Origin of the sequence: Polaromonas sp. YR568 (assembly GCF_900116715.1) — a bacterium.
In the GTDB taxonomy this organism is placed as follows: Bacteria; Pseudomonadota; Gammaproteobacteria; order Burkholderiales; family Burkholderiaceae_C; genus Polaromonas.
In genome coordinates this window covers 217,211-239,834 of sequence record NZ_FPBM01000007.1, presented here as the reverse complement: position 1 = coordinate 239,834, position 22,624 = coordinate 217,211, and the positions used below count along the sequence as shown (strand labels likewise).

The window sequence follows — 22,624 nt, the reverse complement described above, 5'->3', positions numbered from 1 at the left end:
GATGAAAGACACAAGGCGTACACGATGAGTTTTCTAGAATTAAAAGGCCTGTCCAAGCGCTATGACGACACTGTCGTCGTAGCTGCAAGCGACCTCTCCGTGGCCAAGGGGGAGTTCGTCTGTCTGCTTGGGCCTTCCGGTTGCGGCAAGACCACCACGCTGCAGATGGTGGCGGGCTTTGTCCAGCCCACGAGCGGTCGGATCCTGCTCGACGGTAAGGACATAACCAATGTCAAACCGAATAAGCGCGGCCTGGGCATCGTGTTTCAGAGCTATGCGCTGTTCCCTCATATGACAGTGGCCGACAACGTCGCATTTGGCCTTGAGATGCGAGGCGTCCCGTCTGGTGAGCGGAGTAAGCGCGTCGCAAGTACGCTGGAACTGGTACACCTGGGTCCGATGGCCGGCCGCTATCCAAGAGAACTCTCCGGGGGTCAGCGGCAACGCGTGGCGTTGGCGCGAGCGCTGGCCATCCAGCCCCCCGTGCTGCTGCTCGATGAGCCCATGGGTGCACTAGACGCCAAACTGCGCGAGGAGATGCAGATCGAGTTGCGTGCGTTGCAGCATCGTGTGGGCGTTACGACCATCATGGTGACGCACGACCAGGCGGAGGCCATGACGTTGGCAGACCGGGTTGTCTTGATGAACAAGGGCTGCATTGAACAGGTTGGCCGGCCCTTCGAGATGTATGAACGTCCGAATGGCCGCTTTTCGTCCACCTTTCTTGGAAAGGCGAATGTTTTCTCGACCACGCGCGCGCAGGCCGGCCCGACGGTCAACGTGCTGGGCTACCGCTTGCCGACCGGCGATACGGGGCGAGTCGGTGCGCTCGAATACATTGTTCGACCAGAGAAGATTGAATTTACTGCGGACAACGCTGCCCTTGTGAAGGGCCGCGTCACTGCGCGAGCATTTCTCGGTAATCACTGGTTGTTTCAGATTGAGACGCCTCTGGGGGCGATACAGGTGTCCCACGCCAACACCGGCCTGCCGCAGGCGGAAGAGGGTGACGAGGTTGGGCTCCACTGGGCCCCCGAAAACGCCAGGCTGGTGCCGCGTGCCGAGGGCGCAGCATGAACTCCGAGCGCAACGCGCTTCCATACTGGCTTGCGGCACCCGGCGTGCTGATGACGCTGGCGTTCGTCGCCGTGCCATTGGTAATCATGCTTTCGCTAAGCCTTTACCCCTTTATCCCGGGTGTGGGTGTTGGCGAGCACCTGACGATTGCTAACTACGCCGAAATGGCTCGGGACGAGTACTTTCACGTCATCTTCGGCCGAACCTTCGGTATGGCTGCGCTAGTCACGATCATCTGCATCGCAATCGGTGTTCCGGAGGCCTATGTACTGAGTCGGCTCTCCGAGCGGTGGCGTGCCGTGTCAATCGTGATCGTCCTCGGCCCAATGCTGATCTCAGTAGTGGTCCGCACATTGGGGTGGGCAATCTTGTTGGGTAACGAAGGCGTGATCAACAAGCTTTTGCTGGCCAGTGGCCTCGTTAGCGAGCCCGTGAAAATGATGTTCACCTTCACCGGCGTAGTAATCGCATTAGTCCATGTGCTGGTGCCGTTTATGGTTCTTGCTGTGTGGGCGTCCCTGCAGAAACTCGATGGCGCCACTGAACAGGCCGCCGAATCTCTGGGGGCCGGGCTGTGGACGGTTATGCGCAGGATTGTTTTTCCACAGGTGATTCCGGGCGTTCTTTCCGGTGGTCTTATCGTATTTGCGCTTGCCGCAAGCGCGTTTGCTACCCCAGCCATCATTGGTGGCCGGCGTTTGAAGGTTGTTCCGACCACAATTTATGACGAATTCCTTGGAAACCTGAACTGGCCGCTCGGTGCCGCCCTGGCCGTGGTGCTGGTGGTCATCGTTTTGGCTGTCTCGATCGGTGCGAACAGGCTCGTGGAGCGTCGTTACAAGCAGGTGTTCCTATGAAGCGGACGCATCCTGTTCTGATGGTTTTTCACTGGCTGTTTGCCGCGTTCATGCTGGCGCCGCTTGTGATGGTCGCTCTGGTTTCATTTACCGACAAGGGCTATATCGCAATGCCGTTCGACGGTGCTTCCTGGCGCTGGTACATCGCGATCCTGAAGGAGGATGAATTTGTCAACGCCTTCTATCGCAGTCTTGTGCTGGGAGCCACCGCTGCCACGCTGGCCACTTTGCTGGCGGTGCCCGCGGGTATGGCCATAGCTTGGCACCGCTTCCCGGGTCGCGAGGCAATCCTCAGCTTGCTGCTGTCGCCGTTGATGGTGCCGCATGTCGTACTGGGTATCGCGCTATTGCGGTTTTTCACCCAGCTCGGCGCATCTGGAACCATGTGGGGGCTGACAGCTGCCCATACGGTGCTTGTCTTGCCCTATGTGCTTCGACTGGTGGTTGCTGCAGCCACCGGGTTTGACCGAACCGTGGCTCATGCTGCAGAGTCACTGGGGGCTTCTTCTTGGACGGTATTTCGCCGCGTTGAGTTACCGCTCATCGTGCCGGGCGTGGCGGGCGGCTGGCTGATCGCTTTCATTAATAGCTTCGATGAGTTGACGATGTCGATCTTCGTTGCGTCTGCTGGAACTCAGACGTTGCCGGTCAAGATGTACAACCACATCGCGAACACAATCGATCCGCTGCTGGCTTCGATTTCCACTGTATTGATCGTGCTGACATTGGTGCTGATGATGGTGCTTGATCGCTTCTACGGTTTGGACCGTGTGCTGGCAGGTAAGCAATGATCGCCCGCACTGAAATCGATACGCTGGTCATCGGCGGGGGAGTGGTCGGAATGTCGATCGCTTATGGCTTGGCCCGCGCAGGGCAGCGAGTGCGGTTGCTCGATGAGGGCGACGATGCGTTTCGTGCCGCTCGCGGAAACTTTGGCCTTGTTTGGGTACACGGCAAGGGTCTCGGCAATCCAGGTTACGCACGGTGGAGCAGGGAGGCCGCACGTCAGTGGCCTGAATTTGCGCTTGACTTGGTGGAACGCACGGGTGTCAATGTTGAACTCTCGCAGATCGGAGGGCTCGTGATGTCTCTGGACGAACGGGAACTCGACGCGCGTGTAGCCGACTTGACGTTAATCCGCGAATCTCTGGATGGCGAATACCCTTTCGAGGTGCTTAACCACGGTCAGGTTCGTGCGTTAGAGCCTGCGATTGGGCCGGATGTAGCTGGCGCTACTTTCGGTCCGCTGGACGGCCATGTCAACCCGTTACGGCTTTTGCATGCGCTATTTCAGGGCTTTCGGTCTTTGGGTGGTGAAACGGTGGGTGGCGTTCGGGTAGAGCGTATCGACCATCAGGCAGGTGAATTCCGTGTGGTGACTGCTGGCGCCACACACACCGCCGGGCGAGTCGTACTAGCCGCAGGGCTTGGGAATCGGGAATTGGCTCCCATGGTCGGGCTGCGTGCCCCTGTCAAGCCCAGCCGAGGGCAGATTCTTGTCAGTGAGCGCATGCAACCGTTTCTTCGTCATCCGTCAATGCACGTGCGGCAGACTGGTGAGGGTGTAGTGCAGATGGGCGACTCGAAAGAAGACGTTGGTTTTGACGATGGAACGAGCCTGGACCAGCTTGCGACTATTGCCAAGCGTGCCGGCCGCCTTTTCCCAATACTGGAGAACGTCAACATCGTGCGTACATGGGGCGCGCTGCGTGTGATGACTCCGGATGGCTTCCCGGTCTACCAAGCTTCGAGCGACTGTCCGGGAGCGTTTCTCGCGACCTGCCATAGCGGAATTACGCTTGCCTCGATGCATGTGGGTCCGCTCGCGAACTGGATTCTTGGTGGCACTGAGCCTTCCCATATTCAAACTTTCAAAGCGGAGCGTTTCGATGTTTAGGGCGATGACTCTGCCGGTGAGTGAGCAGCGGACGGTGGTTGAGATATTTGTCGAAGGGCGCAGAGTTGTAGCCCGTGAGGGCGAAACGCTGGCGGCCGCACTGTTGAATTCCGATGTTGTACCGTTCCGATACACGCCGGTATCTGGGAAACCACGTGCACCGCTCTGTCTTATGGGGGTGTGCTTCGATTGTTTGGTCGAGGTCGATGGTGCGCAGAATGTGCAGTCTTGCATGGTCCGCGTGGAAGCTGGGATGCAGGTGAAAATCCCCCGTGGTGCGCGCCGTGCAGGAGATGTGAAATGAGCGCGCAGACCCACGATCTCATCGTTATCGGTGCCGGTCCGGCTGGAATGTCTGCCGCTCTAAAGGGCGCGGCGCATGGACTTAAGACACTGCTGCTTGACGAGCAGTTGCGCCCTGGCGGACAGATCTACCGCAACGTTACCGACGCCCCGGCGTCTGTAGCTGCATTGTTGGGCCCGGATTACCGGTACGGCGAGACATTGACTGCTCAAATCGAGCGCTCGGGGGTCGAGCTACGCTTCGGTGCGACGGTGTGGGACGTCGCGCGCGATCTCACCGTGACTGCGCAGAAGAATGGGCAATCATTTCAGGTTCGCGCACCGCAGTTGATCGCCGCTACAGGTGCCATGGAGCGCGCTTCGCCGATTCCAGGTTGGACGCTCCCGGGTGTGTTGAATGCAGGGGCGGCACAGATAGCGCTGAAGAGCGCCAGCGCGGTGCCTGCGGGGCGCACGGTACTGGTGGGAGCGGGGCCGTTGTTGCTGCTTGTGGCTTGCCAACTACTCGAAGCCGGCGTGCCGCTTGCCGGTATCGTCGAAACAGCGCCCCGCGCCAACCGGTGGCGTTCGCTGCGCCATCTTCCTGCGGCGCTCGGCGCAATGCCTTATCTGGCAAAAGGCCTTCGGATGCTCTGGCGTCTTCGTCGGGCGGGTGTTCCCATGTTCTCAGCAGCGACCAATCTTCGAGCAGAAGGAAATGACAGAGTTCAGGCCCTTACGTTCACGGCTGGCGGCAGAAAGCACAGTCTGGCTGCCGACGTCGTGCTACTTCATCACGGCGTGGTTCCCAACACTCAACTCAGCCGTCTGTTGAGGGTCGATCATGAGTGGGATTCCGTTCAGCTAGCCTGGCGCCCGCTGATTGATGCCTGGGGCGAAACTTCTCTTCCGGGTTTCCGCATCGCAGGAGATGGTGCGGCCATTGCGGGTGCCTTGGCTGCAGAGCCGTCGGGGTCGCTCGCCGCGTTGGGCGCGGCGCGAGCTTTGGGAAAGTTGACAGAGGACGAGTGCGAATCTCAAGCAATCTCAGGGCGTCGAGCTCTGGATCACCAGTTGCGCATTCGTCCTTTTCTCGACGCGCTGTATAGCCCGCCCGAATGGATATCTGATCCTGCCGACGAGACGATCGTCTGCCGCTGCGAAGAGGTCACGGCCGGTCGCATACGCGAGATGGCGCGATTGGGATGCCAAGGTCCCAACCAGACGAAATTTTTCAGTCGTTGCGGTATGGGGCCGTGCCAAGGCCGGATGTGCGGTCTAACGGTCACTCAAATTCTCTCAAAGGAACTTGGAAAACCTCCGCGTGAGATTGGTGCCTATCACATCAGAGCACCGCTGAAGCCTGTGCCATTGGGATCCATCGCTGCGATGGCGAGCGCAACAAACACCGAAACCCACAAAATCAAGGAGTCACTTCATGAGTGAGATCGAACGTAAGCATACGAATGCACGCATGAGCAAGATCGTGAAGCACGGTGGACTGATCTACCTATGCGGACAGACTGCAGGCGGCGGTGCACATGCTGAAGCGGACATTACGGTGCAGACCGCAGAGACTCTGTTACGCGTCCAGGATCTGCTGGCCGAGGCCGGCAGTGAGCGTGGCCGCATCCTCACGGCCACGATTTACCTGCGAAACATAGGTGACTTTGCTGCCATGAACGCAGTCTGGGAGTCATGGATTCCGTCGGGGGCAGCTCCGGCGAGAACCACAGTGGAAGCGAACCTCGCGTTACCCAGTCTCTTGGTCGAAGTGACTGTCACTGCTGCCGTACCCTGATCCACAGGCCCCAACCTTTGCTCTAGATGAGACCTGGAGACGACGCTGGCTGCGTCGCATTCCGGGCATAGCCCCACGAATGGAGACACCAATGAAGATAGTCGTCAAGCTGATATTGCCCGTCGCCGTCGCATGCGCGGCATTATTAGGAGGACGGCTTTCGCATAGCGCGGAAATTGTCGTGGGCCAGGTAGCGCCATTGTCGGGACCTGAAGCGAGCCAGGGACGAGCCTATGCAGCGGGTATGCAGCTGCTCTTCAGTAGCGTCAATAAATCAGGCGGCGTGAATGGTCACACTTTTCAGTTGGTGAGCAAGGACGACGGTGGGCGCCCCGAAGATACGGTCAAGCTTACGCGGCAGATACTGGCTGAAGATCAGCCAATGGTGCTTGCGGGATACTTCGGTAGTCGCAATATCACTGAACTTTTGGGTACGGGCGTTCTGGAGAAGGAGAAGTTGGCCTTGGTGGGCTATCGCGCCACTGACACCCGCGCTGAGACGCCATTGCTTTACAACGTGCGAGCAAACTTTTTTGATGAACTCAGCAAGATTACCGAGCATCTAGCGGCAATAGGTGTCACGCGCTTGGGACTCCTATACGAGGAAGGCCCAGCGGCGGCGGCACTTGTAGCTACAGCCGAAGAAGCTGCTAAGAAGACAAAGGCCACAGTGATCTCCAAAGCGTCCTACGAAGCGGGGAGCACACGAGTGGCAAATGCGATTGACACGTTCGTCAAGTCCAAGCCTCAAGCAATCATCATGGTGAGCAGCGGAGAAGCAAGCGCGCGTTTTATCGAGAGATATCGTGCCGAGGACGGTGCAGCGCAGATTTTTGTGCATTCGGGCGCAGACATGGAGCGAGTGACAAAGAGAATCGCCGAAGATCGTCTAGCCTTCGTCTCAAGCGTAATGCGGGGAGTAGCAATCGCGCAGGTAGTTCCTAGTCCCTACGGGGGATCTCGGGTGGCTAAAGAACTCAGCGACGCAGTGGCCAAAAGTGGAAAGCTCGATGTACCACTAAGCTACGTCATGATGGAAGGCTACATCGCTGCGAAGGTAATCGTCGAAGCTGTTCGGCGTCAGGGACAGCGTCCGACTCGCCAGGGTATGGCTGCGGCGTTGGACGGCACGGAAAACCTCAATCTAGGCGGTTATGTGGTCAGCTTTAGGCCTGGTGTTCGAACCGGATCGAAGTTTGTGGAGCTTTCCATCATTAGCGACACGGGGAAAATTCGTCAGTAGTCGAAGCACTCTCAGCCGCCATTGCATCCGTTTGTCGCCCTCTAGATTGTGGAATCTCTAAGCGGCCTTAGCCCTTTCAGCCTCAAGCTGCTCAAGGTGGTGTACAAGCTTTAACCCCGCGTCTATGTTGTGTTCCGCGGCCAAGCGGGCAGCCGTTTCACTGTTGCCGGCAAGTATGGCTTCAACAATGGGGCCATGATGCTCAAGGACAACTTGGTACACGCTTTCATGCGAGGGCATGAAGTCACTCCAGAAGATGTAGAGTGAGATTTGCTGCTCAATGAGCTGGTACTGATGGGCCAGGCGTGTATGCCCACTAAGTTCGATGATGGCTCGGTGAAGTTTGAAGTCCGCGGCCGAAACATCTTTCAAGTTGCGTGCGGCACTGGCTTCCACGAGCTTCTGGTAGGCGGCCTTCAGCGTCGCCTTACCTTTTTCATCTATTCGTTCACTTGCAAGCCGGGCGGCCAAGGCCTCAAGGCTCTGCCGAAGTGTGTATAGCTCCCATGCATCGTGGGAAGTGATCGACATGACTTCCCAGCCTACGTAGGGGACCAGGACTAGCAAGCCCTCCTGGACCATTCGCTGCATAGCGCCGCGGATGGTCGCGCGCGATAGCGAGAAGCGCTCTGCAAGGTGGATTTCGGTCAGGCGCGCGCCTGGTGCAATTTGGCCACCGAGGATGTATTCCCGGATGGCATCGGCGGCGAGCTTCTCCGCCGAATGTTTTTGGATTTTCTTGAGTGCCATGTAAGAAGCGGCGCATTGAATTTGGGACCGCATGCGGCGAGGATGCCTTGAGCCATTGTACCGACGGGTGCTTGGCTTGACTCGCTGGAGCCGTCCGGCCCGACCGATCCATTTCCCCCCTTAATCTCGAAATACGGGTTTCCCCTCATTCGGGGAGTCATATCCGCAGATACATTGTCGATGATCGATTGTCGACAATCAACCAAAGGAGTTATTTTGAAAATCACGAGAGTTAAGGTGTATCTGATCAGCAGCGGCATGCTGCATCCCGTCATCGTCAAAATTGAGACGGACGAGGGCATCAGCGGGGTAGGGGAGGCTGCCATCGCCTATGGCTTGGGCGGCACTGCGGCGGCCGGAATGATCAAAGATCTCGCTGCTCGCATCCTGGTCGGTAAGGATCCGCAGGCGATTGAGGCCCTGTGGTCCGAGATGTATGACCACTCTTTCTGGGCAAAGGGCGGCGGCGCGATCGTCTTCGCCGGCATTAGTGCCATCGAGCAAGCACTCTGGGACATCAAAGGCAAAGCGCTCAATGTGCCGGTATACCAGCTCCTGGGCGGGAAAGTACGCGATCAACTACGCGTTTACGCCAACGGGTGGAGCAGTGACACGACGACCGCTTCGGACTTCGCCCGTTCCGCTGAGCGTCCACTGAAGGAGGGCTATACCGCCCTTAAGTGTTATCCCCTTGCCATGCCCGACGCCAGAGGCACGCTGCGCCATCCTACGCGCCGGGCTCTGGATCGAGGCGAAACCGAGCTCGCTTTCCAGCGAGTAAAAGCTTTGCGCGACTGCGTCGGCCCCGATGTCGACCTCATGCTCGATCTGAGCGGTGCGCTGACCACAGACGAAACCATCCGCCTTTGCCAGCGGTATGAGGATCTGGGTATCGATTTCATCGAAGAGCCGGCCGACCCTTTCGACCTCGGCGCGCTTAAAAAAATCTCAGAGAAGGTCAACATCCCCATCGCACTGGGCGAACGGCTGTATACGCGCTATGGCTTTCGCAAGGTCATGGAGACCCACGCTGCCGACACCCTGCAGCCCGATGTGGGCAATACCGGCGGCATCCTTGAGACCAAGAAGATCGCGGCGATGGCGGAGGCTTACAACTTACGCGTAGCTCCTCACAACTGCGCGAGTCGCGTATGCACTGCTGCAACGATGCACGTCAGCGCCAATCTCTCGAACTTCTCGATCCTGGAGCTCTATCCCTACTGGGCGGACGACGCCAAGCATATCGAGTTCACGGACGTGATACCAGAAAACCAGGTCAAGGACGGCTACCTCCAGGTGTCCGACAGGCCGGGGATTGGTATCGAACTCATTGATGACAAGGTACGCCCCTTCCTTTGGGCAGAAATCGATTCTTAACAGGAGAAAAGCATGAAAATCTCGACCCTTCGTAAGTTTGCAACTGCCCTTTCCTTGGGTGGCTCGTTATTCATCCTGCCGCAGCTCGCCTCGGCGCAGGCTACCTGTGCGCCTAAGCCGCCAGCACTCGTAGAGCCTGGCTTCCTCACCATTGGAACCGAGCTTTCAGCGCCACCGATGGGCTTCGTCAAGGATGACAAGCCCGCCGGTTTCGACGTGGACATCGCCGTCGCACTAGCCAAGGCTATGTGTCTGGAGCCGAAGTTCGTGAACTTGGCTTTCCAGGGGCTGTTTCCTGCGCTGATCTCAAAGAAGTTCGACCTGATCTCCTCACGTGTGGGAATCACCGACGTGCGTATGCAGACCTTTGACTTTGTGCCGGTGTTCGTCGGCGGGCTACGCCTGATAACCAAGAAGGACGCCAATCTCCGGTTCAACACCGAATCGGATGTCTGTGGCGTTACGGTGGCGATCGTGGCAGGGTCCACTCAAATGGCTGCTCTGGAGCGCGTCAAGGGTGACTGCCCGGCCGGCAAGCCCATGAACATGAAGGTCTTTGCCGCAATGAACGAGACCGTGCACGAAGTGGCCAAGGGCTCTGCTCAGGCGGCGTTCATCGACTGGCCAGTCGCTGCCTATTTGGTGCAGCAGAACCCCAACACCTACTTTGAAGCCAGCCCCATCCTGAGCGGCAAGGCCGGTGCCAACACTCTACGCAATCGCAACGGCCTGGTGTTTCGCAAAGGCGAAGACGCCAACCGCGCTGCAGTAGATGCCGCATTCAAAGGTTTGGTACAGAACGGCACTTACGCCGAGATCCTGAAAAAGTGGAACCTGGACGGCGGCGACGTCACCAAGGTCACCAACTAACACCAGCGGGCAGGAAGGCCTTTATGCATTTCGATTCATCCTATTTCTTTGCGCTACTGTTCTCCACGAAGTTCTTTGCGCCTATCCTGCTCGTGCTATGGATCACGGTTTTGTCACTCATCATCGGTGTCTTCATCGGCACCGTCGGTGGCATCGTGCTCACTTCACCTCTGTCGAAGCTACAGCCGCTCGTGCGGGGCTATGTGACATTCCTTCGGGGAGTCCCCTTGTTGGTTCAGGTTGTCTTTTGGTACAACGCACTGCCTGCAATGACTAGCGGTGCGGTCAATCTCCCGGCACTGTGGGCAGGCGTCCTTGCGTTAGGCATCAACGAAGGCGCCTACATGACGGAAGTCGTACGCTCAGGTATCAATTCCGTTGATCGCGGACAGCGAGAGGCGTCACAAGCACTGGGTCTGAATTACTTCACCATGATGCGTAAGGTGATCCTGCCCCAGGCCGTTCGTATCGCTCTTGCGCCGACCGGCAATCAAGTGATCAATCTGATCAAGAACACCTCTTTGTTGTTCACCATCGCAATTCCCGAAATCTTCGGAACTGCGACCAATATCTTCAGCGCCAACTTTAAGTATTTCGAAGTGCTTACCGTTGTCGCCATTTGGTACAGCATGCTGGCGGTTGGATACACCATTATTCAACGCTCAATTGAGCGCCGGTTTAGCCGCGGAAATCGAGGGTTATACGCATGACCACATCGGCAACGTCCGGCTTGAGGCCCATAAAAAAGCGACCGGCCGAGCAGCTTACGGCGGATGAGCTACGCCGACTGATTACGACCGGTCAGCTCCCCCCCGGCAGTCGTATTACCGAGGCCAGCGTTGCGCAGCAGTTCGACGTGTCACGCGGAACGCTTCGTGCCGCCCTGCAGCAGCTAAGTCAGGAGGGCCTAATCGTGCTGACCCCCTACACGGGATGGACCGTCATGTCGATTCAGCCGCAGGACCTGTGGGAGCTGTTCACGCTGCGTGCCGCACTCGAATCGATGGCCGGCAAGCTTGCTATCGAGAAGCTCACTCCAGAGGGGGCTCAAGCGCTGGAAGATACCTTTGAACAATTGCTGGTTGCCCGTCATAAAGGTGAACCGGACGACGTTGTCGTGGACCGTGACTTCAACATACACAAGATGATCGTGGAGCTCGCAGGCCACCGACGACTGCGCGAACACTACCGGATGGTCGAACAGCAGATCCGTCTTTTCGTCGCATCGACCTACGTCGACATGAAAGATCCGAACACGACCCTGGACTCACATGGCGCGATTGTCCAGGCCATTGTGCAAAAAGATGTCGCTCTGGCTACCCACTTACTAGAGGAACACAGCATCGGCGAAGGCAAGAGAGTGTTCAAGCTGCTATCAATGGTTCTAAACGAAAACACACCAACGCTATGACAACCACATTCTCCCGTGCCATCCAGTTTCGCGACGTTAACAAGTGGTACGGCCCGTTGCACGTACTCAAGAACGTGAGTTTTGATGTTGCCGAAGGCGAGAAAGTCGTGGTCTGCGGTCCTTCGGGTTCCGGTAAGTCCACCCTAATTCGCTGCATCAACCGACTGGAAAAACACCAGGAGGGGAAGATCCACGTCGAAGGGCAAGAACTTAGCGACGAGACCGCAAGCAGCGTGCGCAGAGAAGTGGGCATGGTATTTCAGTCGTTCAATCTGTTTCCTCACTTGACGATCCTAGAAAATTGCATTCTCGCCCCTATGAGCACTCGGGGCTTGTCGCGTGAAAAGGCGGTTGAAACCGCCATGTCCTATTTGGAACGCGTACGCATCGCAGAGCAGGCGCAGAAATACCCGGCCAAGTTGTCCGGCGGTCAGCAGCAACGCGTGGCGATTGCTCGCGCACTGTGTATGGAGCCTCGCATCATGCTGTTCGATGAGCCGACATCTGCGCTGGATCCCGAGATGATCCAAGAGGTACTCGACACCATGACTGAGCTGGCGCAAACGGGTATGACAATGATCTGCGTAACTCATGAGATGGGGTTTGCACGACAAGTTGCTGACCGTGTCGTCTTCATGGATCATGGTGAAATCGTCGAGCAGGGCCGGCCTGATGAGGTGTTTGGGTCTCCGAAAACTCAACGGCTGGCTGACTTCCTCGGTCGCGTGATGGCCTCGCACTGAGCAGCGCAACATGATGCATGTCTATGTTGAGAATCAGGCCGGCCGCGCGGCCACTTACAGCATCACTCCTGAAGTGTTCCGCTGTGCGTTGCCTATGCCTGAAACAGAAGTCACCGTGACCATTCACGACAGCGACAGGCCCGACTTAGACGCGCTGGCGCGAGCTGACGTGTTTGTCGGGTCCGGTTTCGACGTGGAGCGCTTGCGTCGCGGTGCTCCCAGGCTCAAGCTCGTGCACTGCACCAGCGCGGGCGTCGAGCGATATCTGCCGCTGGACTGGCTGCCGCAGGGCGCCAAGTTCACTAACAGTAGCGGAATTCACGTTCAGAAAGCGCGTGAGTATGCGGCCATGGCGCTGCTGATGCTTAATTCTGAGATGCCTTTTCTGATCTCGAATCAGCGCGAAAAGCGCTGGTCACCCCGGTTGACCCCTCCAATCGAAGGCCAGCGTGTTCTCGTGGTCGGTTTGGGCCGCCTCGGCTGCGCCGTGGCTTCAGCGGCGGGCGCGCTGGGTCTGAAGGTGGAAGGCATCTCGCGACATGGGCGGAGCGTCGACGGAGTGGCAGAGGTGTCCAGGATTGATGCGCTTGCCGAACGCATCCAGGTATGCGATTTTCTGATCCTGTGCTGCCCACTGACCAAGGAGACGCGCGGCCTGTTGCATGCGGGTCTTATCGGGAGCATGAAGCGTGGCGCGGGAATCGTAAATATGGCGCGCGGCCAGGTGGTGGTTACCGCTGATGTTATCGAGGCCTTAAAAAGCGGCCAATTAGGTGGCGCCGTGCTGGATGTGTTCGACACGGAGCCACTGCCGCCGGAGGCGGCAGTGTGGGACGTACCTAACCTCATAGTGACTCCGCATGTTTCTTGCGACATGCCCACGGGGTACACGGGGAAGTCGATGAAGATCCTCGCCCGAAACTTGGCGCGCTTGCGGGCCGGCGAACAAGAGCTTGAAAACGAAGTTGATCCCGAACTCGGGTATTAACGGACTGAGAAACGCATAAATCAAACTAAGGAGATCAACCATGTCTACAGCCTCATTTATCCGCAACAGCCTCGTGTCCCTTGTGGCGCTGGTCTGCATCGCGGTGGCCGGCGGTGCCCACGCTCAAGCGGGATACCCCAATAAGCCCGTTAAGCTGGTCGTACCGTTCGCCGCCGGTGGCTCGACAACCCTTTTGGCACGTATGTTGACGGAGCGCCTCGGCCAGAGCATGGGCCAGCCCTTCGTGATAGATAACCGCGCCGGTGCGGGCGGTAATGTCGGTATGGAATACGTGGCTCGATCGGAGCCTGATGGCTACACACTGTTGCTTGCGCCTATCGGAATGGCGACAAATCCTGCGCTGTATCCGAAGATGTCATTTGACCCGCAAAAAGACTTCGCGCCGATTAGTCTCTATGCAGGCGTTCCCAATCTACTGGTTGTGCACCCTTCGGTGCCTGCCCGCAATATCGGTGAATTGATTGCTTATGCCAAGGCCCACCCTGGCAAGCTGACCTATGCCTCCAGCGGGGTGGGCACCTCGAGTCACCTTACCGCCGAAATGCTCAAATCTGCCGCTGGTATTTTCATTCTTCACATCCCTTACCGAGGCGGGGCGCCGGCGATGCAGGATTTGATGGGCGGCCAAGTTCACATGTTGTTCGAGCAGGTACCTTCGGTATTGCCCGAAGTTCAAAGTGGCCGTGTTCGCGCGCTAGGCATTACCAGCACTAGACGTATGCCTACCGCACCGGAGATTCCTACCGTTGCAGAGAGTCTCGCGGGTTTCGAGGTAAACGCGTGGATGGGAATCGCCGCACCCAAGGGTACGTCGCCGCAGATCGTTGCACGATTGAATGCGGAGATAGTCAAGGTGTTGAACGACCCAGCATTCCAGGCACAACTCGCCCGGGTGGGCGCCACGGCCATGCCCAGCTCCCCGACTGACTACGCAAAGTTCCTTGCCAGCGAGACCACCCGCTGGACGCGGATCGTCAAGGCCTCAGGCGCGCGACTCGACTGACGCCCAGGAGATCCCATGAGCAATTGGAAAGTGCTGCCGCGCTTCGCGGCATGGGGTGTGTTCGCCCTGGCGCAGGCCGCAGGGGCTACGCAGATCGTCGTGGGCCAGGTCGGCCCCCTCTCTGGCATGGATGCGAATCAGGGCCGAGCGTATTCTGCAGGCTTGCAGTTGCATTTCAACCAAGTCAACAAATCAGGCGGCGTTGCAGGCCATACCTTTGCGCTAGTGCGCAAGGATGATGGCGGTCGAGCCGAAGACACCGTTGCGGCCACGCGGCAGTTATTGGCTGAATCGAAGCCCATGGTCCTCTCGGGCTACGCGGGAGGGCGCAATATTGCCGATCTCGTTTCCTCTGGTCTCCTCCAGAGCGAGAAAATCGCACTGGTGGGTTATCGCACCAGCGAAATTGCACCGGAGACGCCTTACCTTTACAGCGTCCGCGCTGGTCTCCGTGACGAAGTTAACAAGATTGGCGATCATCTCGCCACCGTCGGCATAAATCGACTCGGCCTGTTCTACGAGGAAGGCCTCAACGTCGCCGCGCTGCTTGCGGCGGTGGACGAAATGGCAAAAAGAACAGGCGCGCAGATTCTCGTGAAAGCGTCTTATCCCGCCGGAACGACTAGCGCCGACAGGGCGGTGAGCGCAATGATCGCTGGGCGGCCGCAGGCTGTCCTTATGGTCGCTACCGGTGCAGCGGCTGCGAGCTTCATTGAGCAGTACCGGGAAGGAGGCGGCACCGCACGGCTGTTCTCGTATTCTGGTGCGGACATCGAGCAGATGAGCAAGCGGCTTTCCGACGAGCAGATGCAGGGTGTGGTTATTGCGCAAGTCACCCCGAGCCCATACAAGGTTTCGAGCCGGCTCACGAAAGACTTCGCTGACACACTCGCGAAATCGGAAAAGCCTGATGTACCTGTGAGCTACGCCATGATGGAAGGGTACATAGCCGCCAAGATAATAGTTGAAGCCACCCGCCGGATGGGCGCGCGCGCGAGTCGAGAGGCCTTCGTTCAAGCCCTCGACTCGATTGATATGCTCGATTTAGGCGGCTACTCGATTGGCTTCAAGCCGAATATGCGATCAGGTTCCAGATTTGTCGAGATGTCGATCGTAACGGCAGGCAGGATTCGGCAATAGCGGCGTGATCAGCATTCAATAATGTTTACTGCAAGACCACCGCGAGAAGTCTCTTTGTATTTGGTCATCATGTCGGCGCCAGTCTCTCGCATAGTCTTGATGACTTTGTCCAAACTCACGTGATGTGTTCCGTCACCATGCAATGCCATGCGAGCGGCGTTGACGGCTTTGACAGATGCGATGGCATTCCTCTCAATGCATGGAATTTGCACCAATCCACCCACTGGGTCGCATGTCAGCCCAAGATGATGTTCCATACCGATCTCGGCGGCGTTTTCGACTTGCTCAGGCGAGCCGCCAGTTACGGCGCATAGCGCAGCCGCTGCCATCGAGCACGCTACACCTACCTCGCCTTGGCAGCCGACCTCTGCTCCCGATATCGAGGCGTTTTCCTTGTAGAGAAGGCCAATAGCGCCTGCGGTGAGTAAAAACTCGATCACGCCCGCATCGTTGGCCTCATGAACGAAACCTCTGTAGTAATGCAAAACGGCAGGAATAATGCCCGCCGCACCGTTCGTAGGCGCTGTGACAACTCGTCCACCAGAAGCATTCTCTTCGTTGACAGCCAATGCATAGAGGTTGATCCAGTCCATGGTGCTCAGTGGGTCTGGTTTGGCCCCGTTCTTTTTTGTGGCCGATAGCGACTGTTGCAATGCAGCGGCGCGGCGACGGACTTTAAATGGGCCGGGCAACGTGCCTTCAGCACGGCATCCGCGCGCGACGCAGTCTTGCATGACTGACCAGATATTAAGCAAGCCACGGTCGATTTCGTCGTCCGTTCGCCAAAACCTTTCATTGCGCCGCATGATCTCTGCGATGCTGCATTGGTTCACGTTAGCAATCGCTAGGAGCTCGTCGCCACTGTGAAAAGGATGTGGAAGTACGGTGGTATCCGGTGCGATGGTCTTGTGCCTAGATCCGTCATCTGCAACTTCTTCGCTCACGACAAATCCGCCGCCTACGGAATAGTAGGTGTACGAGCATAGGAGCTCGTCCGACGAATTAAACGCTGAAAACGTCATGCCATTTGCATGAAATGGAAGCGTCTTAGTGAGATAGAAGAGAACGTCAGTCTTTTCGTGGAAGGCTATGGGGTGAGCCCCAAGCAGCTGAATTTGGTGGGTGGCGCGGATACCCTCCAGGATCGAAGGAATCTTGTCCGGGTCAATCGTGTCTGGTTCGAAGCCGGAAAGCCCCAAAAGCACCGCAGTTCCGCTGCCATGGCCTTTGCCGGTTGCGCCGAGCGATCCGTAGAGTTCGCATCGAACGACCGCTGTCGCGTCCAGCTTGTCGTCGTTCACCAAACGCTGCGTAAACATACGCGCTGCACGCATCGGCCCGACCGTGTGTGAACTAGAAGGGCCAATACCTATTTTGAAAAGATCGAAAACGCTGACGGCCACAAAAACTCCAAGTCACTCGTGACTAACGTAGGAAAGTGCATAGTACGGGCAGCGTTAAAGCAATACAATTGATCTTTATTTGACGTATACATTAGAAATATTAACTATTTCTCAGGGTGGTCATGGACATTGCACGCCTCAAAGCTTTGCGAGAACTTTCAATCCGTCAGACGATGGCTGCGGTTGCCGAGGCGCTAAACCTCACCCCGTCAGCTGTTTCTCAGCAGATTACTCAGCTTGAAGAAGAAGTCGGTGTTCCTCTAACTGAGCGAAGAGGCCGCGGCGTGAAGCTGACTCATGCGGGCGAAGTGTTGGTGTCGCATGTGGAGCGCATCATGGGCGTTCTAGATGAGGCCGGATCGGAGTTGGCCCTAATACGTAAAGAGATAGCCGGCACCTTACGGATCGCCGCTTTTGCCACTGCTGCAGCGGCGCTGCTTCCTCCTGTGCTGCAAGCGCTCCGGAAAAGCTACCCGCGTCTTCAGATAACAATTATTGAGATGGAGCCGTCTGAGGGTTTGGCAGCCCTGGGTTCCTGGAATGTTGATTTGGCAATCGTCGACGATCTTTCCGTCCGTTTGGCACGTATGGAAAAGACGGTTCACAAAGTGCGTCTAATTGACGACGAGTTGAAAGTAGTGATGGCAAAAGACCATCCTCTGGCGCTCAAACCATCCATTGCCTTGTCTGAACTGAAGGATGAAGAGTGGGCAATGGATTCTGCAACCAGCTTCTATGGCGAATTCGTGATGAACCTTTGTCGGCAAGCTGGCTTCACGCCTCAGGTCAATGCCGCCTGCCGGGGCTCAGAAATCATTGCCGCGATGGTGGCATCCGGCTGCTCTGTGTCGATCATTCCCGGTTTGCGTCTTGGGCAGATTTCGCAGAATCTGGTTGCTCGCCCCCTGCGGCCGGCGGTGACTCGTCGGATTTCTGTGGCTTTTCGTCAGGGGGAACGGGCGCACCCTGCGATAAAAGTTTTTGTTGAGCAGTTGCTGCACACTTCACAAGCGATGACTCGCTAACTTCATCGCTTGTGTCGGCATGCTTGGCGGCGGACCGTCCGCGCATTGATATGTATTCAAACCAGTTAAGCATGCACGCTAGGGGAGGGCGTTTTCACTGTTTCTGGGAGATGCTTCAGCATATCTTTGACCAATGCGGGCAAGTCAAACCTGCACTTCCACTTCCAATCGCGCTGCGCGCATGAATCGTCAATTGAATTGGGCCAGCTGCTTGCAATTTTCTGTCTGAAATCCGGCTCATATGCAACTTCGAAACTTGGCAGATGCTTTCGGATCTCTGCGGCAATTTCACTGGGTGTAAAACTGACGCCTGCCAGGTTGTAGCTGCCGCGTTCGGTAATCGACTCGGCTGGCGCCTCCATCAATTCAAGCGTGGCGCGCACCGCATCGTCCATATAGAGCATCGGTAGTGCTTCGTCTTCGGCAAGGAAGCAGTTGTATTGCTCACCTTTAAGTGCCGAGTAGAAGATATCGATGGCGTAATCAGTTGTTCCTCCGCCAGGCTTTGTCTTATACGAGATCAGTCCGGGATAGCGCAGGCTACGTACGTCAACGCCGTGCTTTTCAAAGTACCAGCGACACCAGCCTTCTCCGGCGAGCTTGGAAATTCCATACACGGTCTTCGGTTCCATCACCGTGCTCTGCGGGGTCGCATCGGCCGGTGTAGTTGGGCCGAAAGCAGCAATAGAGCTCGGCCAGAACACTTTGTCCAACTTGTAGTGACGGGCGGTTTCCAAGACATTCAGCAATCCACCCATGTTTAAGTTCCAGGCCCAGGTAGGGGACGTCTCGCCGGTGGCCGATAGCGCCGCAGCGAGAAGGTAGATCTGGGTGATGCCATGACGCTTTACAAGTTCCTTGAGTTGCCCGGCATCGGTGACGTCCAGCATTTCGTGGGCAATATGCGCGTGGCGACCAGTCGGGACCATATCGCTCGTTATTACATTGTGCGAGCCGTGACGCTCGGCAAGTGCAGCTGACAGCTCGGTGCCGAGTTGTCCGTTGGCGCCAATGATCAGGATTTTGGGTTTACCGCTCATGCTGTGATCCCCAGCTCTTTACCTGCTTTAGCAAAGGCATCAAGGGCGCTACCAAGCTGCTGCTTGGTGTGCAGCGCGCTGATTTGCACCCGAATACGCGCTTGGCCTTTCGGGACTACGGGGTAAAAGAAGCCGGTGACGTAGACACCCAATTCCAACAGGCGACGCGCCAGTCGCTGTGCCGTCTCTGCTTCGTACACCATTACGGGAATAATGGGGTGAGTACCCGCTTTTAAGTCGAATCCGCGCGCCGCCAAGCCGTCGCGGAAGAAACGAGTGTTTTCTTCAAGGTTGTCGCGCAGGCAGGTGTCTGCCTCTAACAAATCAAGGACTTTAATACTCGCGCCGACGATGACAGGTGCAAGCGTGTTCGAGAAGAGATAAGGCCTGGAGCGCTGCCGAAGCATTGCAATCACCTCGGCCTTTGCGCTCGTAAATCCACCTGATGCGCCACCCAACGCTTTGCCGAGCGTTCCTGTAATGATGTCGATCTTGCCAAACAGGCCTCGGTACTCGTGCGTCCCGCGGCCGGTCTTTCCAATGAAGCCGGTGGCATGAGAGTCGTCTACTCCCAGCAGTGCGCCGAACTCGTCGCAAACGGCGCGGATCTCATCCAAACGCGCAATCGTGCCGTCCATGGAGAAGACGCCGTCTGTGAATACAAGTTTGTACCGCGAGCCCGCAGCGTCGGCCTCCCGCAGTTGGTGCCGGAGATCTTCTATATCGTTGTGCCGATACCGGTAACGCTTCGCCTTGCTCAGGCGGATGCCGTCAATGATTGAGGCGTGGTTGAGTTCGTCGCTGATGATTGCATCTTCGGCGCCGAGTAAGGTCTCGAAAAGACCGCCATTGGCATCAAAGGCCGAGCCATAGAGGATGGTGTCCTCGGTACCCAGAAACTTCGACAGTCGCGCCTCTAGTTCTTTGTGAATATCCTGCGTACCGCAGATGAACCGCACAGAACTTAGGCCAAAACCACGGGTGGCGAGAGCCGCATGCGCGGCTTCCAGAATTCCGCGGTGGGAAGACAGCCCCAGGTAGTTATTGGCACAAAGGTTGATGATTTCACTGGAATCAGCGGTCGAAACGAGGGTGCTTTGAGCGGAGGTAATCGGACGCTCGACCTTAAAAAGGCCGGCCGCCTCGATTTTCTGGAGCTCTTCACGAAGTGAGGCGTAGAAATGAGAGGTAGTAAGCATTGCGTAGTCCTGCTAGGATCGGGTTATTCATCATTTTGGCGATTTCCATTAATAAACGCCATTTGTCCACTATATCGAACAATTCGTGAATATGCAAATGTCGCGCGCAGAGACTCGTTCCGAGGGGCCGCCAGCCGTCGGCGAAACCTTGAAGACGCTGCGTCAATCGCAGCGCCTTTCACTTGATGATTTGTCCAGGCGTGCTGGCGTTTCCAAATCGATGCTGTCGCAGATTGAGCGCAATGAGGCCAATCCGACTGTGGCGATTCTTTGGCGCCTGGCCAGTGCTCTTGGCATTGACATCACGGATTTCCTCAGTACTGGTCAAACCAAGACTGCGGCGGCCGCCGTTACCGTCACCGCGGCACACGAGATGCCGACGATCAAAAGCGCTGACGGCAAATGTGAGCTTCGCATCCTTAGCCCGATCAACATGGCAGGTACGGTTGAGTGGTACCAGTTGACTATCGCGGCCGGAGGCGTTTTACCATCGGAGCCGCATGAGAAGGGGGCCAAGGAGCACCTGTCCGTGCATAGCGGTGCTATGACGGTGCGCGCTGGGGACAGTGAGGTAATTGTGCGCAGTGGTGATACCGCACGATATCCAGTCGATCTACAGCATTCGATTGCCAATCAAGGCAAGACTGCAGCAACCGCACTACTTGTTGTCGAATACGGCCGTTAAGGGCAAACCGGATTGGTAGTCGCAATGGCAATTCAGCTTGAAGGATGAGTCTGGTGGTTACCGTATTCGACCGAATGCCTGCTCCGAATGCTGCCATCGAGAGATACGGAGCCATGCTTGCAGGGCAGCTTGGTGAAGCCGTTGTTGTGCCTTACAGGCAGGTCAACATTGGCGATTGGGCGCCTGAAGAAAACAAATGCCACCACAACGTGGCCACCTGGATTGAAAGAAATCCACACCACGGACAAGTACTAGGCTGGCTGGTCATCGCCGCACCAAAAAGCGACTTCATACGGTTCGTTGCCCATTCGGTGGTTGAAGACGAAATGGGGAACAGGTTCGACATCACACCCCTTCACGCCATGGAGCCACGGCCGTTCTTGGGCGCCGGCATCAACGCCGACGACTATTTTTGGATAGAAGAACAGTTGTTTGAGGTCTATCCAATGAGTGGCTTCGACCATTTCATCTAGCTCCCGAGAAAACATACAGAATCCCAAACGTAGGCAGTACTTTGATGTACTGCGGGGCAAGCGGCATCGGCAGTGCTCTATGTGAAATCGTTTGCTACTAGGGCTTTGGTAGCTCCTGCTGCTGGCAGTGCGTGGAAAAATCCAATCGATTGGACTATCATGCAGGTCAACCCGGATTTGTGGTTAAAAGTCACCTTTAGCCAGACGAATCCTTAATCTCAACATCGCCTTAGAAGCGGGCATTTCAGCACATTGGGCCAAGTGAACGAACAGAACATGCCCGCTTTGGCGAGCGACGATACGACGGGGCTGCCGGCCGGTAAACGACCAAGAATGGCCGATATAGCGCGCTTAGCGGGAGTCGACGTGTCGACCGTCAGCCGTGCGTTGGCGGGGAGCCCGCGCGTCACCAAAGAGACCAGGGCGTTGATCGATAAGATCGTGCGCGACACTGGCTACGTGGTGAATGAGGCGGCCCGCAATTTGCGGGATGGGCGCGCTAACCAGGTGCTCGTCATCGTTTCGGACATCGCCGCACCGTTCTATTCTGATGTAGTTCAGGGCATCGTCGAGACGCTAGCGGAACGTGGAATCAATGTTTTGTTGGGTGTGACGCTGCGTCAGGCCAAGCGAGAAGCAAACCTGGGGCAACAACTGCTAACGGGTGTGGTGGATGGCATCATCACCGTCACCGGGAGCGTGCCTGAGCCCATCCTCGGCATGCAGGGCTTTGACCGCAAGGTCGTAGCGATCTCGCGGCCCGTACCGCACGAGGGCGTCACGTGCGTCACTATCGATAACTATGCTGCTGCCAAAGAGGTGATGGCACACCTCTATGCAGCCGGGCATCGGCGTATTGTCCACATCGGTGGACCGAATCACTCAGAGACATACCGTGACCGGAGTGCGGCGTATGTCGATTTCATGCGGGACCATGGCCTGGTCGAGCTGACGAAGGTGCGTTCGACCGATTCTTTCAATGATGATGCTGAGTCGGGTTTCGAGATTATGAAGGCCATGCTCAGCGATGGTTTGAGCCCCACCGCGGTCTTCTGTGCCACTGACGAGCTCGCGATAAGCGCTATGGCAGCTGCTCGACAAGCCAACCAAAGTATCCCAGGTGACGTCTCGTTCTTTGGGTTTGATGATCTGAAATTGGCGGGGCTGATGCATCCCCCGCTATCGACAGTGTCGGTTCCGCGCTTCGAGATGGGGCGCAGGGGCGCGGAAGAAATCTTTCGCCAGATTTACAAGGGTGCGAAGACTGCCTCCAAAATTACGCTCAAGCATCGTTTGGTACTCAGGGGCAGTGTGGCGCAGATCTAAGGCCGAAATCGCC

General features: G+C 57.0%; 24 protein-coding genes. 20 read left to right on the top strand and 4 right to left on the bottom strand.

What is annotated here, in order from left to right; translation table 11 throughout:
* The first annotated feature begins 24 nt into the window (after positions 1-24).
* From BM408_RS16235 to BM408_RS16200, 8 genes are all read left to right on the top strand, one after another.
* Complete coding sequence (locus BM408_RS16235) at positions 25-1,077, top strand: ABC transporter ATP-binding protein (protein ID WP_092130920.1); 1,053 nt, start codon at positions 25-27, stop codon at positions 1,075-1,077.
* Positions 1,074-1,934, top strand: coding sequence for an ABC transporter permease (locus BM408_RS16230; RefSeq protein WP_092130918.1), 861 nt, complete (start codon positions 1,074-1,076; stop codon positions 1,932-1,934). The genes BM408_RS16235 and BM408_RS16230 overlap by 4 nt, the downstream gene beginning before the upstream one ends.
* The gene (locus BM408_RS16225; protein WP_175541815.1) at positions 1,931-2,725 is read left to right on the top strand and encodes an ABC transporter permease; all 795 of its coding nucleotides are present in this window, start codon (positions 1,931-1,933) and stop codon (positions 2,723-2,725) included. Before BM408_RS16230 ends, BM408_RS16225 begins: the two co-directional genes overlap by 4 nt.
* Entirely contained in the window at positions 2,722-3,831 is a 1,110-nt protein-coding gene (locus BM408_RS16220) for an NAD(P)/FAD-dependent oxidoreductase (RefSeq protein ID WP_175541814.1), read from the top strand. Before BM408_RS16225 ends, BM408_RS16220 begins: the two co-directional genes overlap by 4 nt.
* Positions 3,746-4,135, top strand: a complete 390-nt coding sequence (locus BM408_RS16215; RefSeq protein WP_371327021.1) for a (2Fe-2S)-binding protein — start codon at positions 3,746-3,748, stop codon at positions 4,133-4,135. Before BM408_RS16220 ends, BM408_RS16215 begins: the two co-directional genes overlap by 86 nt.
* A complete protein-coding gene (locus BM408_RS16210; protein WP_092130914.1) occupies positions 4,132-5,559 on the top strand; it encodes an NAD(P)/FAD-dependent oxidoreductase in 1,428 nt (475 codons plus the stop codon). The genes BM408_RS16215 and BM408_RS16210 overlap by 4 nt, the downstream gene beginning before the upstream one ends.
* Complete coding sequence (locus BM408_RS16205; RefSeq protein ID WP_092130912.1) at positions 5,552-5,914, top strand: RidA family protein; 363 nt, start codon at positions 5,552-5,554, stop codon at positions 5,912-5,914. Before BM408_RS16210 ends, BM408_RS16205 begins: the two co-directional genes overlap by 8 nt.
* 91 nt (positions 5,915-6,005) lie before the next feature.
* Entirely contained in the window at positions 6,006-7,157 is a 1,152-nt protein-coding gene (locus BM408_RS16200) for an ABC transporter substrate-binding protein (RefSeq protein ID WP_092130910.1), read from the top strand.
* A 57-nt stretch (positions 7,158-7,214) separates the two neighbouring features.
* Here BM408_RS16200 and BM408_RS16195 read toward each other — a convergent pair whose 3' ends face one another.
* Entirely contained in the window at positions 7,215-7,907 is a 693-nt protein-coding gene (locus BM408_RS16195) for a GntR family transcriptional regulator (RefSeq protein WP_175541813.1), read from the bottom strand.
* A 216-nt stretch (positions 7,908-8,123) separates the two neighbouring features.
* Here BM408_RS16195 and BM408_RS16190 point away from each other — a divergent pair, with 216 nt between their 5' ends.
* Genes BM408_RS16190 through BM408_RS16155 form a run of 8 tightly spaced genes read left to right on the top strand, consistent with a single transcriptional unit; the run spans position 8,124 to position 15,460 of the window.
* Positions 8,124-9,284, top strand: coding sequence for a mandelate racemase/muconate lactonizing enzyme family protein (locus BM408_RS16190; protein WP_092130906.1), 1,161 nt, complete (start codon positions 8,124-8,126; stop codon positions 9,282-9,284).
* Between the two features lie 12 nt (positions 9,285-9,296).
* Complete coding sequence (locus tag BM408_RS16185; protein ID WP_092130904.1) at positions 9,297-10,154, top strand: ABC transporter substrate-binding protein; 858 nt, start codon at positions 9,297-9,299, stop codon at positions 10,152-10,154.
* 23 nt (positions 10,155-10,177) lie between these two features.
* A complete protein-coding gene (locus BM408_RS16180; RefSeq protein ID WP_092130902.1) occupies positions 10,178-10,864 on the top strand; it encodes an amino acid ABC transporter permease in 687 nt (228 codons plus the stop codon).
* A complete protein-coding gene (locus tag BM408_RS16175) occupies positions 10,861-11,565 on the top strand; it encodes a GntR family transcriptional regulator (RefSeq protein ID WP_092130900.1) in 705 nt (234 codons plus the stop codon). Before BM408_RS16180 ends, BM408_RS16175 begins: the two co-directional genes overlap by 4 nt.
* Positions 11,562-12,308, top strand: a complete 747-nt coding sequence (locus BM408_RS16170; protein ID WP_092130898.1) for an amino acid ABC transporter ATP-binding protein — start codon at positions 11,562-11,564, stop codon at positions 12,306-12,308. Before BM408_RS16175 ends, BM408_RS16170 begins: the two co-directional genes overlap by 4 nt.
* A gap of 10 nt (positions 12,309-12,318) precedes the next feature.
* On the top strand, positions 12,319-13,296 hold the full coding sequence (locus tag BM408_RS16165) for a D-2-hydroxyacid dehydrogenase (RefSeq protein ID WP_092130896.1): 978 nt from the start codon (positions 12,319-12,321) through the stop codon (positions 13,294-13,296).
* Positions 13,297-13,336: 40 nt separating this feature from the next.
* Positions 13,337-14,320 carry a Bug family tripartite tricarboxylate transporter substrate binding protein gene (locus BM408_RS16160; RefSeq protein WP_092130894.1) on the top strand — a complete coding sequence of 328 codons (984 nt, stop codon included), beginning with the start codon at positions 13,337-13,339 and terminating at the stop codon, positions 14,318-14,320.
* Between the two features lie 15 nt (positions 14,321-14,335).
* Positions 14,336-15,460, top strand: coding sequence for an ABC transporter substrate-binding protein (locus BM408_RS16155; protein WP_092130892.1), 1,125 nt, complete (start codon positions 14,336-14,338; stop codon positions 15,458-15,460).
* A gap of 8 nt (positions 15,461-15,468) precedes the next feature.
* Here the strand turns inward: BM408_RS16155 and BM408_RS16150 are convergent, their stop codons facing one another.
* Positions 15,469-16,863: an L-serine ammonia-lyase gene (locus tag BM408_RS16150; RefSeq protein ID WP_092130890.1), complete on the bottom strand. Its 1,395-nt coding sequence runs from the start codon at positions 16,861-16,863 to the stop codon at positions 15,469-15,471.
* 122 nt (positions 16,864-16,985) lie between these two features.
* Between BM408_RS16150 and BM408_RS16145 the strand changes: the two genes are divergently transcribed.
* A complete protein-coding gene (locus BM408_RS16145; protein ID WP_092130888.1) occupies positions 16,986-17,888 on the top strand; it encodes a LysR family transcriptional regulator in 903 nt (300 codons plus the stop codon).
* 65 nt (positions 17,889-17,953) lie between these two features.
* Here the strand turns inward: BM408_RS16145 and BM408_RS16140 are convergent, their stop codons facing one another.
* Together BM408_RS16140 and kbl are read right to left on the bottom strand one after the other, a co-directional pair.
* Positions 17,954-18,928 carry an NAD-dependent epimerase/dehydratase family protein gene (locus tag BM408_RS16140; protein WP_092130887.1) on the bottom strand — a complete coding sequence of 325 codons (975 nt, stop codon included), beginning with the start codon at positions 18,926-18,928 and terminating at the stop codon, positions 17,954-17,956.
* The gene (gene kbl / locus BM408_RS16135) at positions 18,925-20,127 is read right to left on the bottom strand and encodes a glycine C-acetyltransferase (RefSeq protein ID WP_092130885.1); all 1,203 of its coding nucleotides are present in this window, start codon (positions 20,125-20,127) and stop codon (positions 18,925-18,927) included. Before kbl ends, BM408_RS16140 begins: the two co-directional genes overlap by 4 nt.
* A gap of 91 nt (positions 20,128-20,218) precedes the next feature.
* Between kbl and BM408_RS16130 the strand changes: the two genes are divergently transcribed.
* The 3 genes from BM408_RS16130 (at position 20,219) to BM408_RS16120 (ending at position 22,611) form a co-directional block, all read left to right on the top strand.
* On the top strand, positions 20,219-20,812 hold the full coding sequence (locus tag BM408_RS16130; protein ID WP_092130884.1) for a helix-turn-helix domain-containing protein: 594 nt from the start codon (positions 20,219-20,221) through the stop codon (positions 20,810-20,812).
* Between the two features lie 53 nt (positions 20,813-20,865).
* Complete coding sequence (locus tag BM408_RS16125) at positions 20,866-21,285, top strand: hypothetical protein (protein WP_139237362.1); 420 nt, start codon at positions 20,866-20,868, stop codon at positions 21,283-21,285.
* Positions 21,286-21,546: 261 nt separating this feature from the next.
* A complete protein-coding gene (locus BM408_RS16120; protein WP_139237361.1) occupies positions 21,547-22,611 on the top strand; it encodes a LacI family DNA-binding transcriptional regulator in 1,065 nt (354 codons plus the stop codon).
* The last annotated feature ends 13 nt before the right edge of the window (positions 22,612-22,624 follow it).